The sequence below is a fragment of the Streptomyces sp. NPDC107581 genome, from assembly GCF_055657175.1.
Genome location: NZ_JBVKBH010000024.1, coordinates 1 through 13,935 on the forward strand (window position 1 = coordinate 1; position 13,935 = coordinate 13,935).

10 protein-coding genes are annotated in these 13,935 nt (G+C 72.3%); 2 read left to right on the top strand and 8 right to left on the bottom strand.

Annotation, left to right across the window (positions count from 1 at the left end; translation table 11 throughout):
* Nucleotides 1-528: 528 nt before the first annotated feature.
* Nucleotides 529-3,573 (bottom strand): putative bifunctional diguanylate cyclase/phosphodiesterase, encoded by a 3,045-nt coding sequence (locus ACZ7P3_RS39140; RefSeq protein WP_472089183.1) that lies wholly within the window; start codon nucleotides 3,571-3,573, stop codon nucleotides 529-531.
* Nucleotides 3,574-3,940: 367 nt separating this feature from the next.
* On the bottom strand, nucleotides 3,941-4,915 hold the full coding sequence (locus tag ACZ7P3_RS39145) for a 2-hydroxyacid dehydrogenase (RefSeq protein ID WP_472089184.1): 975 nt from the start codon (nucleotides 4,913-4,915) through the stop codon (nucleotides 3,941-3,943).
* A 73-nt stretch (nucleotides 4,916-4,988) separates the two neighbouring features.
* On the opposite strand from ACZ7P3_RS39145, the gene ACZ7P3_RS39150 reads away from it, so the two are divergent.
* Together ACZ7P3_RS39150 and ACZ7P3_RS39155 are read left to right on the top strand one after the other, a co-directional pair.
* Nucleotides 4,989-5,987, top strand: a complete 999-nt coding sequence (locus ACZ7P3_RS39150; RefSeq protein WP_472089186.1) for an aldo/keto reductase — start codon at nucleotides 4,989-4,991, stop codon at nucleotides 5,985-5,987.
* A gap of 364 nt (nucleotides 5,988-6,351) precedes the next feature.
* The gene (locus ACZ7P3_RS39155; protein ID WP_472089187.1) at nucleotides 6,352-7,506 is read left to right on the top strand and encodes a PQQ-dependent sugar dehydrogenase; all 1,155 of its coding nucleotides are present in this window, start codon (nucleotides 6,352-6,354) and stop codon (nucleotides 7,504-7,506) included.
* 79 nt (nucleotides 7,507-7,585) lie between these two features.
* Here ACZ7P3_RS39155 and ACZ7P3_RS39160 read toward each other — a convergent pair whose 3' ends face one another.
* The 6 genes from ACZ7P3_RS39160 to gatB all read right to left on the bottom strand — a co-directional run bounded on the left by ACZ7P3_RS39160 (nucleotide 7,586) and on the right by gatB (nucleotide 13,930).
* Complete coding sequence (locus ACZ7P3_RS39160) at nucleotides 7,586-7,804, bottom strand: DUF6191 domain-containing protein (RefSeq protein ID WP_472089189.1); 219 nt, start codon at nucleotides 7,802-7,804, stop codon at nucleotides 7,586-7,588.
* A 211-nt stretch (nucleotides 7,805-8,015) separates the two neighbouring features.
* Nucleotides 8,016-8,714, bottom strand: a complete 699-nt coding sequence (locus ACZ7P3_RS39165) for a hypothetical protein (RefSeq protein ID WP_472089190.1) — start codon at nucleotides 8,712-8,714, stop codon at nucleotides 8,016-8,018.
* Nucleotides 8,715-8,749: 35 nt separating this feature from the next.
* On the bottom strand, nucleotides 8,750-9,325 hold the full coding sequence (locus tag ACZ7P3_RS39170; protein WP_472089192.1) for a GNAT family N-acetyltransferase: 576 nt from the start codon (nucleotides 9,323-9,325) through the stop codon (nucleotides 8,750-8,752).
* On the bottom strand, nucleotides 9,303-11,534 hold the full coding sequence (locus tag ACZ7P3_RS39175) for an MMPL family transporter (protein ID WP_472089194.1): 2,232 nt from the start codon (nucleotides 11,532-11,534) through the stop codon (nucleotides 9,303-9,305). The genes ACZ7P3_RS39170 and ACZ7P3_RS39175 overlap by 23 nt, the downstream gene beginning before the upstream one ends.
* Before the next feature lie 203 nt (nucleotides 11,535-11,737).
* Complete coding sequence (locus ACZ7P3_RS39180) at nucleotides 11,738-12,058, bottom strand: hypothetical protein (protein ID WP_472089311.1); 321 nt, start codon at nucleotides 12,056-12,058, stop codon at nucleotides 11,738-11,740.
* A gap of 357 nt (nucleotides 12,059-12,415) precedes the next feature.
* The gene (gene gatB, locus ACZ7P3_RS39185) at nucleotides 12,416-13,930 is read right to left on the bottom strand and encodes an Asp-tRNA(Asn)/Glu-tRNA(Gln) amidotransferase subunit GatB (protein WP_472089196.1); all 1,515 of its coding nucleotides are present in this window, start codon (nucleotides 13,928-13,930) and stop codon (nucleotides 12,416-12,418) included.
* Nucleotides 13,931-13,935 lie beyond the last annotated feature (5 nt).

Genomic DNA, 13,935 nt, shown 5'->3' on the forward strand with positions numbered 1-13,935 from the left:
GGGTCGTACGCCGGCAGGATCGCACCACCCGGGATACCGAACACCGTCTCAGCGCCGACCTCCTCGAGGGAGCGGATGAGGGACTGCGCACCCGTGACGTGCTCGACGGGGGCGGACTGCTGTCCTCCGGATCGGGGCCGCGGCTGCGGATGGGCCCCGGTGGCCTGCTCGGTCATCGGCATTCTCTTCTCGATGCTGAGGGTTTTTGCGAGGTTTATGCGGATTTCAAGCGCTGCACGAAAGGCACTCGTGCAACAAAAAACCCCTCGTGCCGTAGGGCAAGCGAGGGGAGCGCGCCGGTGAGGTCGCTGGGGATTCCGGATCGTCCTCCGGTGGGTCCCAGCTCAGCCGACGCGCTGTCCAAGTACGAGAATTCGGGTGCGCATGGCACTGACCCTCCCCCCGGCACGCACCACGTGTCAAGTGGGTGGGACGGGAGTCTCAATATGTGAACGAAGGGCACTGCGACCTCCGAAGACGGCGGGCACCCCTCCGGTGTACACCCCCGCGGCCCTTTCCACAGCTCGGTCACCTCCGGGGCGTCGCAGTCGGTGTCGAGGCCACGACCGTGCTCAGCCCGTCGGGCCTCCGCGCGGTCGCACCCTCGACGCCCACGCGCCCCTGCGGCTCTCTCGCACTGCCCGCGAACGCCGGCTCGGCCGGCGCGTGCGGGACGGGATAGTGGCCGGATCCGAGCGCCCGCCGCAGCCGGTACTCGTCCAGCGGCCCCGCGAACGCCATGCCCTGTCCGTGGGTACAGCCCATCGCGCGCAGCGCGACGACCTGTTCCGGCAGGTCCACGCCCTCGGCCACGGACTGGAGCCCGAGATCGCCGGCGATGCGCAGCAGCCCACTGGTGATCTTGTGCAGCCGTGCGGACTCCACGACGCCCTCGACCAGGCTGCGGTCGAGTTTCAGGATGTCGACGGGGAGCTTCCTGAGGGCCGTGATCGCCGCGTAGCCGCTGCCGAAGGCGTCCAGCGCGATCCGCACCCCGAGCCGGCTGAGCACGGTCAGACGCCGCTCCAGCTCGTCCAGCGAGGCCCTGGGGTCGGTGTCGGACAGTTCCAGCACCAGCGCGCCGGGCGGCAGCGCCTGCCGGGTCAGCAGTGCCTCCACGGAGCCCAGCGGCATCGAGCGGTCCAGCAGCCGCCGGGCACTCAGCCGGACGGCCACCGGCACCACGCTTCCGGCGGCGGCCCGCTCGGCGGCCTGTTCCACCGCCTCCTGGAGGATCCAGCGGTCCAGCTCCGCGGTCTTGTCGCCGTCCTCGGCCACCCGCAGGAACTCGGCCGGGGTGAACAGCACCCCCTGGGAGGAACGCCAGCGCGCCTGCGCGGAGACCGATGTGATCCGGCCGTTCTCCAGACAGACCACCGGCTGGTGCAGCAGCGCGAACTCACCGTCGTGCAGCGCGGCGCGCAACCGCGTGGCCAGCTCCGCCTTGCGTACGACGTCCTGCTGCATCTGCGGCTTGTACAGCTCGACGCGGCCCTTCCCGGCCGCCTTCGCCCGGTACATCGCGAGGTCGGCGTTGCGCAGCAGCTCGCCCGCGCCGAGGCCCTGCTCGGCGAAGGCGACACCGATGGAGGCGTTGACCCGGACATCGTTGCCGTCGATGGCGTACGGCTGGGAGAGGGTCACCCTGAGGCGGTCGGCGAGCTCCAGGATGTTCCGCTCCCGGGCGGCACGGTCACGGGTGCCGTCCCCGGCGATCAGGGCCGCGAACTCGTCGCCGCCGAGCCGGGAGGCGGTGTCCCCCTGCCGGACGGCGTCCTGGAGCCGGCGGGCGGCCTGGACGAGCAGCTCGTCCCCGGCCTGGTGCCCGATCGTGTCGTTGACGGCCTTGAAGCCGTCCAGGTCGATGAAGAGCACGGCCGTGCCGCGCAGGGCGGCGCCCCGGTCGGTGGCCCGGCGGCCGGACAGGGCCTGCTGGACGCGCCGGGTGAACAGCGCGCGGTTGGGCAGGTCGGTGAGCGGGTCGTGCTCGGCGTTGTGCTGCAACTGGGCCTGCAGCCGGACTCTCTCGGTGACGTCCCGGCTGTTGAAGATCAGGCCGCCGTGGTGCCGGTTGACGGTGGACTCGACGTTGAGCCAGCCGCCCGCACCGGAGCGGAACCGGCACTCGATGCGTGTGGTGGCCTCCTCCAGCGGGTTGGCGGCGAGGAAGCGGCGCACCTCGTGCACCACGCAGCCCAGGTCCTCCGGATGGATGAGCGCGGCCAGTTCGGTGCCCACCAGATCCTCGGCGGGCCGTCCGTAGACCCCGGCGGCGGCCGGGGAGACGTACCGCAGGATGCCGTTGGGCGCGGCGATCATGATGACGTCGCTGGAGCCCTGCACCAGGGAGCGGAAGTGGTTCTCCTTCTGCGCCAGTTCCTGGGTGAGGGTGATGTTGTCGAGCAGCATGATGCCCTGGCGCATGACGAGCGCCAGCACGACGCCCCCCGCGGTGATCAGCACGACGTGGTCGGGCCTGCGGCCGTTGAGGACGTTGTACAGGATGCCCAGGGTGCACACGGCGGCGGCGAGGTACGGGGTGAGGGCGGCGAGCGAACCGGTGAGCGGCCGGCCGGCCGGGTAGCGGCCGTGCTCGCCTCCGGGGGTGGGCGCGGGCGCCGGCGGGTGGCCCGTGCCGCGCTGTCCGGGCACGTGTTCGTGGATCACGCGCGTGTGCCCGTCCGGTACGTGCCGTTCGGCGTCCCGCGCTCCGGGGCGCAACGGAGCGGCCCAGGGGGCGTAGGCGAGCAGCAGCGACCCGGCGAACCAGCCCGCGTCCAGCAACTGTCCGGAGCGGTAGCTGCTGTGCAGGAGCGGTGAGGTGAACAGCGCGTCGCACATCACGGTGAGGGCGAGCGCGCCGATCGCGGTGTTGACCGCCGTGCGGTTGCCCGGGGAGCGGCGGAAGTGCAGCGCGAGCACCATGCTGACGAGCGCGATGTCGAGCAGCGGGTACGCCAGCGACAGCGCGGTGTGCGCCACGCTCGGTCCGTCGAACCGGGCCGCCTGTGCGAGCGCGAGGCTCCACGACAGGGTGAGCAGGGAACCGCCGATCAGCCAGGCGTCCAGGCCCAGGCAGATCCAGCCCGCCCTGGTCACCGGCCGCTTGGCGAGGACCAGCAGACCCACGATGGCGGGCGGCGCGAAGCACAGGAAGAACAGGTCGGCGTAGCTCGGGCTGGGCACGCTCCGCCCCAGGACGACCTCGTACCACCCCCAGACCGCGTTGCCCAGGGCCGCCATCGCCGAGGAGAGCGCGAACAGCAGCCAGGCCGGCCGGAAGCGGACCCGCGGGTTGCGGGCGTAGAGGAAGCAGGAGACGGCGGCGGCACCCGCCGCGGCACTGAGGCCGAAGTCGCCCATGATCAGCGCGATGCGGCCCGAGCCCCAGTTGACGGTGGATCCGATGGCGTAGGCCCCGCAGACCAGGGCGAGGAGCAGTTGATGGACCAGCCGCGACCCGTCGCCGACGGCCGGCGGACGGGGCGGCAGCGGCGCCCCCGGCGGATACGGTGCGCGCACCGCGCCGCTCAGGGCGCTCGTCACGGTCGTCACGGAGGGCGGCGCATTCACCGCGGCCTCCCGGTCGCTCCCGGGTCCCGCGGGTCCCGGTGCGCATGCCTGCGGCGGCCGCCCGGCCTGCGGTGGTGGCTGTGATGGTTCGTGTGGTGGTCGCGTCTGCGCGCGGTCGTGCGCCAGGGTCGCCGTCGGCGGCTCCGCCGCGTCGGATCGTTCGTCCATAGGCCGTGCATCGCCCGTCGCCCCCCTCACAAATCTGCAATGTCCATCCCCGGCGCCGAACATCAGCGGCGCAGCCCCTGTCGGGGACGATACACCAGGATCGTCACTCAGGGACATAGCCTCTCTACGCTCCGTGACGACCAGCGGTGATGCGGGTACGGCCCGCATCCGAAAGGTTGCGGAGGGTGCCGGAAGCGGATTACGTCCCGATCTCTCCCGGCATCTGCGCTCCGCCCTCTCCTGTCGTAACGATCACGTTCCGCAGCGGTTCGTGGTTCACGTACCGGTTCAGCTGATCGGTCAGCAGGCGCTTGGCGCGCGGCAGGAAAGCCGAGGTGGGGCCGCCCACATGCGGGCTGATCAGCAGGCCGGGCGCCTGCCACAGGGGATGTCCCGACGGCAGCGGCTCGGGATCCGTCACATCCAGCGCCGCGGTGATGCGTCCGCTCTCCAGCTCGGCGAGCAGCGCCTTGGTGTCGACCACGGGTCCGCGGGCGACATTGACGAGCAGCGCTCCGTCCTTCATCCGCCCCAGGAAACCCGCGTTCACCAGGCCCCTGGTCGCCTCGGTCAAGGGCGTGCAGAGGATCACGACATCGGCGTCCGGAAGCAGAGAAGGCAAATCGGTGAGCGGGTGCACGGGACCGCGCGCCGTGGTGCGCCCTGAGCGCGCGACGCGCGCCACCCGCGCGAGTTCAAAAGGTGCGAGCCGGTCCTCGACGGCGGCCCCGATGGCGCCGTAGCCGACGATGAGGGCGGTCCGGTCGGCGAGCGCGGGACGGAACCCGCCAAGCCACTCGCCCCGGTCCTGGGCCCGCACGAAGTCGGGGATGCCGCGCAGGGAGGCGAGGATCAGCGTCAGCGCCAGCTCGGCGGTGCTCGCCTCGTGGACCCCGCGCGCGTTGCACAGGCGCACCCCCGGGGGCAGGTACTTCAGACTCGGCTGCACATGGTCGATGCCGGCCGTCAGCGTCTGTACGACCCGCACCGCGCCCATACCGGGCATCGGGCGCACGCTCACGTCGGCCGGCTTCATGTACGGCACGACGTAGAAGGCGCAGTCACCCGGGTCGCCGGGGAACTCCTCGCCGCCGTCCCAGAACAGGTACCGGGGCCCCTCGGGGAGCCCCTCGATCTCCTGCGGCACGATGGGCAGCCATATGTCTGCGGTCATGACAGGAGGCTATGTCAGGCGACCGCTGCGCAGAGGTTAGGTTGGGGCCCAGGAGAGGGAGGTTCACGAGCAGGTGGAGCGCAGGACGATCGGCGCGGGGGGACTCGCGGTGGGGGCCGTCGGACTCGGGTGCATGCCGATGAGCTGGGCGTACAGCGGGTCGCGGCAGCGGGGCGACGAGTCGCTCAGAACCGTGCACCGGGCGCTGGACCTGGGCTCGACCCTCCTGGACACGGCGGACATGTACGGCCCGTTCACCAATGAGCTGCTGCTGGGGCGGGTGCTGAAGGAGCGGCGCGCGGACGCCTTCGTGTCGACGAAGGCGGGGCTGCTCGTGGGCGAGCAGCACATCGTGGCCAACGGGCGTCCGGGCTATGTGAAGCGGGCCTGCGACGCCTCGCTGCGGCGTCTGCAGACGGACGTGATCGACCTCTACCAGCTGCACCGCGCCGACCCCGAGGTCCCGATCGAGGAGACGTGGGGGGCGATGGCCGAGCTGGTGCGGGCCGGGAAGGTGCGGGCGCTGGGGCTGTGCGCGATGGGCGCGCGCGCCGGGCGCCGCTCCGGGACCCGCCTGTACGACACGACGCTGGGCCGGCTCCAGCGGGTGCAGCAGGTCTTCCCGGTCAGCGCGGTGCAGGCGGAGCTGTCGGTGTGGTCGCCGGAGGCGCTGGAGGCGCTGCTGCCCTGGTGCGCGGCCCGGGGCGTGGGCTTCCTGGCCGCGATGCCCCTGGGCAACGGCTTCCTGACCGGCACGCTGACCCCCGGGGAGGGCTTCGAGCCGGACGACGTCCGTGCCCGCCATCCCCGCTTCACGGCCGAGATGATGGCGGCCAACCAGCCGATCGTCGCCGGCCTGCGCCGTGTCGCCGGCCGGCACGGCGAGGACGTCACCGCGGCCCAGGTGGCCCTGGCCTGGGTGCTCGCCCAGGGCCGTCATGTGATCGCGCTGCCCGGCACCAAGCAGAGGCGCTGGGCCGAGGAGAACGCGGCGGCGGCCGCGCTGCGGCTGACCCGGCAGGACCTGGCGGAGCTGTCCCGGCTGCCGAGGGCGCAGGTGTCCTGGGACTGAGACGCCGCGGCCGCGGCGGACGGGCTCGCGCGACCCTCGTTACGGACAGGTTCGCGCGATCCTCACCGCGAACGGGCCCGCGCCATCCTCGTCGCACACACGCTCGCGCGACCCTCACCGCGAACGGGCCCGCGCCATCCTCGTCGCACACACGCTCGCGCGACCCTCACCGCGAACGGGCCCACGCAATCCTCGTCGCACACACGCTCGCGCGACCCTCGTTACGGACGGGCTCGCGCGACCCTCGTCGCGGACGGGTTCGCACGGTCCGTCCTCGCAAAGCGGGAACCCGGGCGGGGCGAGCAGTGTATGAGAGGGAGAACCTGCCGCTGGATCACCGCCTCAGCACCGCCCCGGAGGGACCATGATCGTGCACCGTCGAGCTGTGACGGCCGTGCTGGCCGCGACCGCGCTCCTGCTGACGGCGGGGTGCTCCTCGGGCGGCGGGGGATCGCCGGCCGGCCCGGGGACCGCGTCATCGGGCTCGGCCCCCTCCGCGCGGGCCGGCGAGCCGGCCGCGCCGACGAAGGGGTCGGTCAAGGTGCTGCGCACGGTGGCCGAGGGCCTGAAGACCCCGTGGGGCCTGGCCGCTCTGCCGGGCGACGGGCTGCTGGTGTCCTCCCGTGACGACGGCACGATCACCCGGATCGACGCGACGACGGGCAGGAAGACCGAGCTGGGCAGGGTCTCCGGGGTCTCCCCGGCCGGCGAGGGCGGACTTCTGGGCATCGCCCTGTCGCCCGACTACGCGTCGGACCACATGGTCTACGCCTACTTCACCTCCGCCTCGGACAACCGCATCGTCCGGATGCTGTACGACGGGCAGAAGCCGGCGGGCGAGCAACTGGGCGCCCCCGACACGGTCTTCAAGGGCATTCCCAAGGGGAACATCCACAACGGCGGCCGTATCGCCTTCGGCCCGGACGGGATGCTCTACGCGGGCACGGGCGAGAGCGGCGAGCGGGGCCTGGCCCAGGACAAGGGGTCCCTGGGCGGCAAGATCCTGCGGATGACCCCGGAGGGCGAGCCGGCCCCCGGCAACCCGTTCCCCGACTCCCCCGTGTACTCCTACGGCCACCGGAACGTGCAGGGCCTGGCCTGGGACACCAGGCAGCGCCTGTTCGCCTCCGAGTTCGGCCAGGACACCTGGGACGAGCTGAACGCGATCGTGCCGGGCGGCAACTACGGCTGGCCGCGGGCCGAGGGCAGGTCGTCCGGCACCGGCTTCCGCGATCCGATCGCCCAGTGGCACACCGACGACGCGTCCCCGAGCGGTATCGCCTACGTCAAAGGCGTGATCTGGATGGCCGGTCTGAAGGGTCAGCGCCTGTGGCGCATCCCCCTGCGGGGCACCAGGGCCTCGGCAGCCCCCCAGTCCTTCCTCGGCGGCGAGTACGGCCGCCTGCGCACGGTGGCTCCGGCGGGCGGCGACAAGGTGTGGCTGGTCACGAGCAACACGGACGGCCGGGGTACGCCGAAGGAGGGAGACGACCGGGTGCTGGAGCTGGAGGTGAAGTAGCCCCCGTGGCTCACTCGCCGTCCCCGCCCCGCTCGCCGTCCGCGCCCTCGTCGTCCATGCCTCACTCGCAGTCCGTGCCTCACTCGCAGTCCGTGGCCCGCTGCTCGTCGTCCGCGGGTTCCGTCTCGGCGGGCGGCGGATCGGGCAGGCGTACGACGACCTTTCCCGAGGCGAGATCTATGGGCCCGCGGCCGGGGTCGGCGTCCCCGACGTCCTCCCGGGTCAGTTCCAGGCGGTTCTCCTCGTCGTGGGTGTGCTTGCGGCCTGGCGCGAACAGTTCCTCGAAGGCGTTGAACACGGCTGCTCCCCCTTGCCGGTTTCCTCCAGCGTACGGGCGGGGCCCCCGTAGGGGCGGCGAGCGGACCGGCCGGGGCGCAACGGCCGCCGCTGCGCCACCGCTGCCGCCTCGCCGCCGCGGGCGGCGGGTGTCCCGGACACGCGTAAGGGGCCTCGGGGACTCCATGAGGGGTTCATGGAGTCCCCGAGGCCCCTGGGGACCTGGGGTTTCCTCAGCCGGTCGAGGGCAGGGCGAGCAGTGCGTCGGAGTACTTCAGGACGGCCAGGAGCAGGCCGATGGCACCGAGCGAGACGCCCGCCCAGGCGACGGACTTGATCCAGACGGCCTGCGGGCGGCCGGGAGCGCCGAACGCGGGCCGGGCGAGCACGACCGCACCGGTGATCAGTGCGACCAGCGCGAACAGGCCGGCCCACAGCGCGGTGGTGTGCCAGGCGTCGCCGTAGACCTCCTTGACCTGCGTGGCGACGCTCGCGCTGGACGAGGTCCTGAGCTGGCCGACGAGGGTCTCGCGGGCGGCGGCGACCGTCCCGATCCAGCCGCCGCTGAGCGAGACGAGGCCCAGTGCGGCGGAGACGACCGCGGCGGCGCCCTGGCCGACCCCGGAGGGACCCTTCTCCTGAGGCGCTTCGGGCTCCCCGGGCTCAGCGGACGCCTCGTGCTCCTCGGGCTCCCGGCCGTCCTCGTTGTCCCCGGTGGCCCCGGTAGCCCCGTTGTCCCCGGTAGCCCCGTTGTCCCCGGTAGCCCCGTTGTCCCCGGTAGCCCCGGTGCCCTCGGTGCCCTCGGCCGGCTTCCCGGCCGGTTCCGCGCCGTCGGTCCCGGTGCCGTTCGCGGCGTCCGCGGCGGCGGCCTCCCCCTCCTGCGGTGCCCGCTCGTCGTCGGTCTTGGTCACGTCCTCTGTCTTCGTTGCCATGCCGGGCACCGTACGGACGGAGTCTGAGAGGTCTCTTAATGATCGTCGCGTGCGCCGCACGCGCGTGCCGCACGCCAGTCGGGGGCAAGCACCGCCCAGATCTCGGTGTCCGTGCGCACACCGCGGTACGGGTAGTTCTCCCGCAGGACGCCCTCGCGGGTCATGCCGAGGCGCCTGGCCACGTTGAGGCTGCCCTCGTTCGCGGAGGACGCGTGCCACTCCACGCGGTGCATGCCCCGCTCGTCGAACGCCCAGTCCAGCAGCGTCCGCATGCCGCGGGTGACCAGGCCGCGCCCGGCCGCCGCCGGTTCCAGCCAGCAGCCGGCCTCGCAGACCCCGCTCGGGGTGTCCCAGACACGGAACAGCAGGCCGCCCGCCAGCTTTCCGTCCAGCCAGATGCCGTGCAGGCTGCCCGCGTCGGCGGCCCGCTTGTCCGCGTACGACGCGAGGTAGGCGCGGGCGGCCTCCAGGTCGGTCACCACGTCCGGCAGCCCGATGTGCCGGCCGATGAAGTCCCGTCCGCGGTCGATGTTGGCGAGGAATTCCGCAGCGTGCCAGACCTCCAGAGGCCGCAGTTCGGCACCGCCGTCACCCAGGGATATCGCGTACATCGCGCCGCTGCTCCTTCCGCAGTTCCGCCATCGTGACCTCGCCGAGCTTCTCATGGGCGGCCCGGCACTCGGGCGGCTCGATGCTGATACGGGGCAGCCGGCGCTCCAGCCATGCGGGCAGCCACCAGTTGGCGGCGCCGAGCAGATGCATCAGGGCAGGCACGAGCAGGGTGCGCAGCACGAAGGCGTCGAGGGCCACGGCGGAGGCGAGCGCGATGCCGAACATGGCGATCACGCGGTCGCCGCTGAGCACGAAGGCCAGGAACACCGAGATCATGATGACCGCGGCCGAGTTGATCACCCTGCTGGTCTCGGCGAGGCCGACCCGCACGGCCCGCCGGTTGTCGCCGGTCTCCAGCCACTCCTCGTACATCCGGCTGACCAGGAAGACCTGGTAGTCCATGGAGAGTCCGAAGAGGACCGAGACCATGATCACGGGCAGGAAGGGCTCGATGGGCCCCGCGCGGCCGAGGCCGAGCAGTTCGCTGCCCCAGCCCCACTGGAAGACGGCGACGACGATGCCGAAGGCGGCGGCGACCGCCGCGATGTTCATCGCGCCCGCCTTCAGCGGGATGCCGAGCGAGCGGAAGGCCACCAGCAGCAGGAGACAGCCGAGCCCGATGACCACGCCGATGAACGACGGCAGTTTGCCGACGATCACCTCGGCGAAGTCGTCGTAGCTCGCCGTGACCCCGCCGACGCGCACGTCCAGGGAGGTGCCGGTCTCCGCGCGCGGGAGCACGTCACCGCGCAGCCGGTCGACGAGGTCGCTCGTCCGCTGCGACTGGGGCGCGGAATCGGGGACGACGGTCAGGTACGCGGTGTCACCACCGGCGTCGTAGGTGACGGGCGTGACGGAGGCGACGCCCCGGGTGGCGCGCAGGGTGGTGTCGAGGCTGTCCAGGGCGAGCCTGTCGGCGCCGCCGTCGACGCGCGTCACCAGGGTCAGCGGGCCGTTCACTCCGGGCCCGAAGCCCTGGGCGAGGAGGTCGTAGGCCTGCCGTGTGGTGGACGAGCGGGGGTCGTTGCCCTGGTCGGAGGTGCCGAGGCGGAGGGAGAGCGTGGGCAGCGCGAGCACGGCGACGACGGCGGCGGCCAGGAGGCCGAGCAGTTTGGGATGCCGCTCGACGAACGCCGACCAGCGGGCGGCGAGGCCGGTGGGCAGCTCCGGCTGCGGTCCGTGCTCGGCGAGCCGGCGCCGCTCCCTGTGGCTGAGGGCGCGCGGTCCGATCCAGGACAGCAGGGCGGGCAGCAGGGTGACGGAGGCCGCGACGGTGAGCACCACCGTCAAGGAGGCGGCGACGGCGACGCCGTCGAGGAAGCCCAGTCGCAGGATGAGCATGCCCAGCAGGGCTATGCAGACGGTCGCACCCGCGAAGACGACCGCGCGTCCCGTGGTGGCCACGGCGTTCACGGCGGCCTCGCCGACGCCCAGGCCGCGTTTCAGACCGCGCCGGTGCCGGGTCACGATGAAGAGGGCGTAGTCGATGCCGACGCCGAGCCCGATCAGCATCCCGAGCATGGGCGCGAAGTCCGCGACGGCCATGGCGTGTCCGAGCAGGCCGGTGCCGGCGTACGCCGTGCCCACGCCGACCAGTGCGGTGGCGATCGGCAGCAGGGAGGCGGCGAGCGAGCCGAAGGCGAGGAGGAGCACGACGGCGGCGACGACCACACCGACCACCTCGGCGGTATGGCCCCGGGCGGACCGGGTGAGCCCGATGGCGCTGCCGCCCGACTCCACCCTGAGGCCGTCCCGTTCGGCGGCCACGGCGATGCGTACGACGGCCTCGGCCTCGGACTTCTTGATGTCCTCGGCCGGCTCGGTGAAGGTGACGGTGGCGTAGGCCGTACGACCGTCGGCGCTGATCCGGTGGGCGCCCTGCCGGCCGTACGGACCGGCCACGGAGGCCACCGCGGGCAGGCCGGCGATCCGGTCGAGGGCGCGGGTCATGGTCCGCTCGACGCCGGGCGCGCGGACGGTGCCGGACGCGGTGTGCCAGACGACGGTGTCGCTGTCGCCGGACAGGGCCGGGAAGCCCGACTTGAGCAGCTGCGTGGCGTGACCGGATTCGGTGCCGGAGACCTCGTAGTCGTTCGAGTACGACGAACCGGCGACCGCGGCGGCCGCGCTGACCCCGCCGAAGGCGAGGAGCCACAGCAGGACGGCGACCAGGCGATGCCGGACACACCAACGGGCGAGGGCTGCCACGGACGTGCTCCCAGAGGACTATGTGTTGATCTTTGGCCGGGAACGATCGTCCATCGACTGAACAGCCCGCAAAGAACGCATGAGCAATCGAAGGACACTCTTGCAGGCGAATGTGATCGTTTGCCCCGTTCCCGGGTCCCTGCACACGAGTGGGAGGCAGGTCACAGGACAGCAGGGCGAACTCTGTCACCCTGGCGGCCACTTCAGTCGAACTGGTCTCCGAGAGCCATGACCATCGTCCCGGCGATCAGCAGCCACAAGGCCCGGCGGGTATGGCCACGCAAGCCGAGGAACGCGGCGAACGCGCACACGGCGGCACCGAGGGCGTAGGCGGCGGGGACGAGAGCGGGTGCGGAGCCGGTGAGCCGCAGCAGCGCGGCGGCCAGTCCGGCGAGGGTCAGCAGGGCCCCGGTGCCGACGGCGGTCCAGCGGGCCCGGCGGGCGTCTCCGACGTGGTCCTCCGGGTCTTCGTCCTCCGGGTCCTCGCCCTCCGGGTCTTCGTCCTCCGGGTCCTCGCCCGTCAACTGCCCGTCCGGCAAGCGCCCGCCCGGCAAGCGCCCGTCCGGCAGGTGCGTGGCTGCCGGGTGCCCGTCGGCCGGATCCTCGTTCGCCGGGTCCTCGTCCGCCGGGTGCCCGTCCGCCGGGCTCTGCGCTTCGGGTATGGCAGGTTCGGTGCCGGAATCGGTACGTCCACTCATCCGGGCGAGGGTAGCGCCTCCGGCCCGGAAGACCCGGTGCGGGGCCAGTGCCCCTGGCCGCCGCCCGGGCCCGTGAAGTGCGGCGGACAGGCGTACGGCCCCAAAGGCGTGGGCCTGCGGCGTGCCGCGGACAGGCGTACGGCCCCGGAAGGCACTGCCTCCGGGGCCGTACGGGCGGGGGGCTCAGCCCTCGCTCATGCCCAGCTTCTCCAGGATCAGTTCCTTGACGCGGCCCGCGTCGGCCTGACCCCGGGTCGCCTTCATGACCGCGCCGACCAGCGCGCCGGCCGCGGCCACCTTGCCACCGCGGATCTTGTCGGCGATGCCCGGGTTGCCGGCGATGGCCTCGTCGACGGCCGTGCCGAGGGCCGAGTCGTCGGAGACCACCTTGAGACCGCGCTTGTCGACGACCTCGTCCGGGGTGCCCTCGCCCGCGAGAACGCCCTCGATGACCTGGCGGGCCAGCTTGTCGTTCAGATCGCCGGAGTTCACCAGCTCGGTGACCCGGGCGACCTGCTGCGGCGTGATGGCCAGCTCGTCCAGCGACTTGCCCGACTCGTTGGCGCTGCGCGCCAGTTCGCCCATCCACCACTTGCGGGCGGAGGCCGCGTCGGCACCGGCGTCGATCGTGGCGACGATCGGGTCCAGCGCGCCGGCGTTGAGGATCGCCTGCATGTCGGTGGCCGAGATGCCCCACTCCGCGAGCAGGCGGGTGCGGCGGGCCAGCGGCATCTCCGGCAGCGCGGTGCGGATCTCCTCGACCCACGCGCGCGTGGGCGCCACGGGGACGAGGTCGGGCTCCGGGAAGTACCGGTAGTCCTCGGCCTCCTCCTTCACGCGGCCCGAGGTCGTGGACCCCGTGTCCTCGTGGAAGTGGCGGGTCTCCTGGATGATCGTCCCGCCGCTGCCGAGTACGGCCGCGTGCCGCTGGATCTCGAAGCGGGCCGCGCGCTCCACGGAACGCAGCGAGTTGACGTTCTTCGTCTCCGAGCGGGTGCCGAACTTCTCGGTGCCGTTCGGGCGCAGCGACAGGTTCACGTCGCAGCGCATCTGGCCCATCTCCATGCGGGCCTCGGAGACACCGAGGGCACGGATGACCTCGCGCAGCTCACGGACGTACGCCTTCGCCACCTCGGGGGCGCGCTCGCCGGCGCCGACGATCGGCTTGGTGACGATCTCGATGAGCGGGATGCCCGCGCGGTTGTAGTCCAGCAGGGAGTGGGACGCGCCGTGGATACGGCCGGTGGCGCCGCCGACGTGCGTCGACTTGCCGGTGTCCTCCTCCATGTGGGCGCGCTCGATGTCCACGCGGAAGGTCTCGCCGTCCTCCAGCTGTACGTCGAGGTAGCCGTTGAAGGCGATCGGCTCGTCGTACTGGGAGGTCTGGAAGTTCTTCGGCATGTCCGGATAGAAGTAGTTCTTCCGGGCGAAGCGGCACCACTCGGCGATCTCGCAGTTCAGCGCGAGACCGATCTTGATGGCGGACTCGACTCCGGTCGCGTTGACGACCGGGAGCGCGCCGGGCAGGCCGAGGCAGACCGGACAGGTCTGCGAGTTGGGCTCGGCGCCCAGCTCGGTCGAACACCCGCAGAACATCTTGGTCTTGGTGCCGAGTTCGACATGGACCTCAAGGCCCATGACGGGGTCGTACGACGCCAGTGCGTCCTCGTACGACACCAGGTCGATCGTGGTGGTCACGGTGA

What these genes read in the sequence shown, in the direction of transcription:
- ACZ7P3_RS39170 (WP_472089192.1), bottom strand. Translation starts at nt 9,325, where the DNA reads ATGTACGCGATATCCCTGGGTGACGGCGGTGCCGAACTGCGGCCTCTG.
- ACZ7P3_RS39155 (WP_472089187.1), top strand. Translation starts at nt 6,352, where the DNA reads ATGATCGTGCACCGTCGAGCTGTGACGGCCGTGCTGGCCGCGACCGCG.
- ACZ7P3_RS39165 (WP_472089190.1), bottom strand. Translation starts at nt 8,714, where the DNA reads ATGGCAACGAAGACAGAGGACGTGACCAAGACCGACGACGAGCGGGCA.
- ACZ7P3_RS39145 (WP_472089184.1), bottom strand. Translation starts at nt 4,915, where the DNA reads ATGACCGCAGACATATGGCTGCCCATCGTGCCGCAGGAGATCGAGGGG.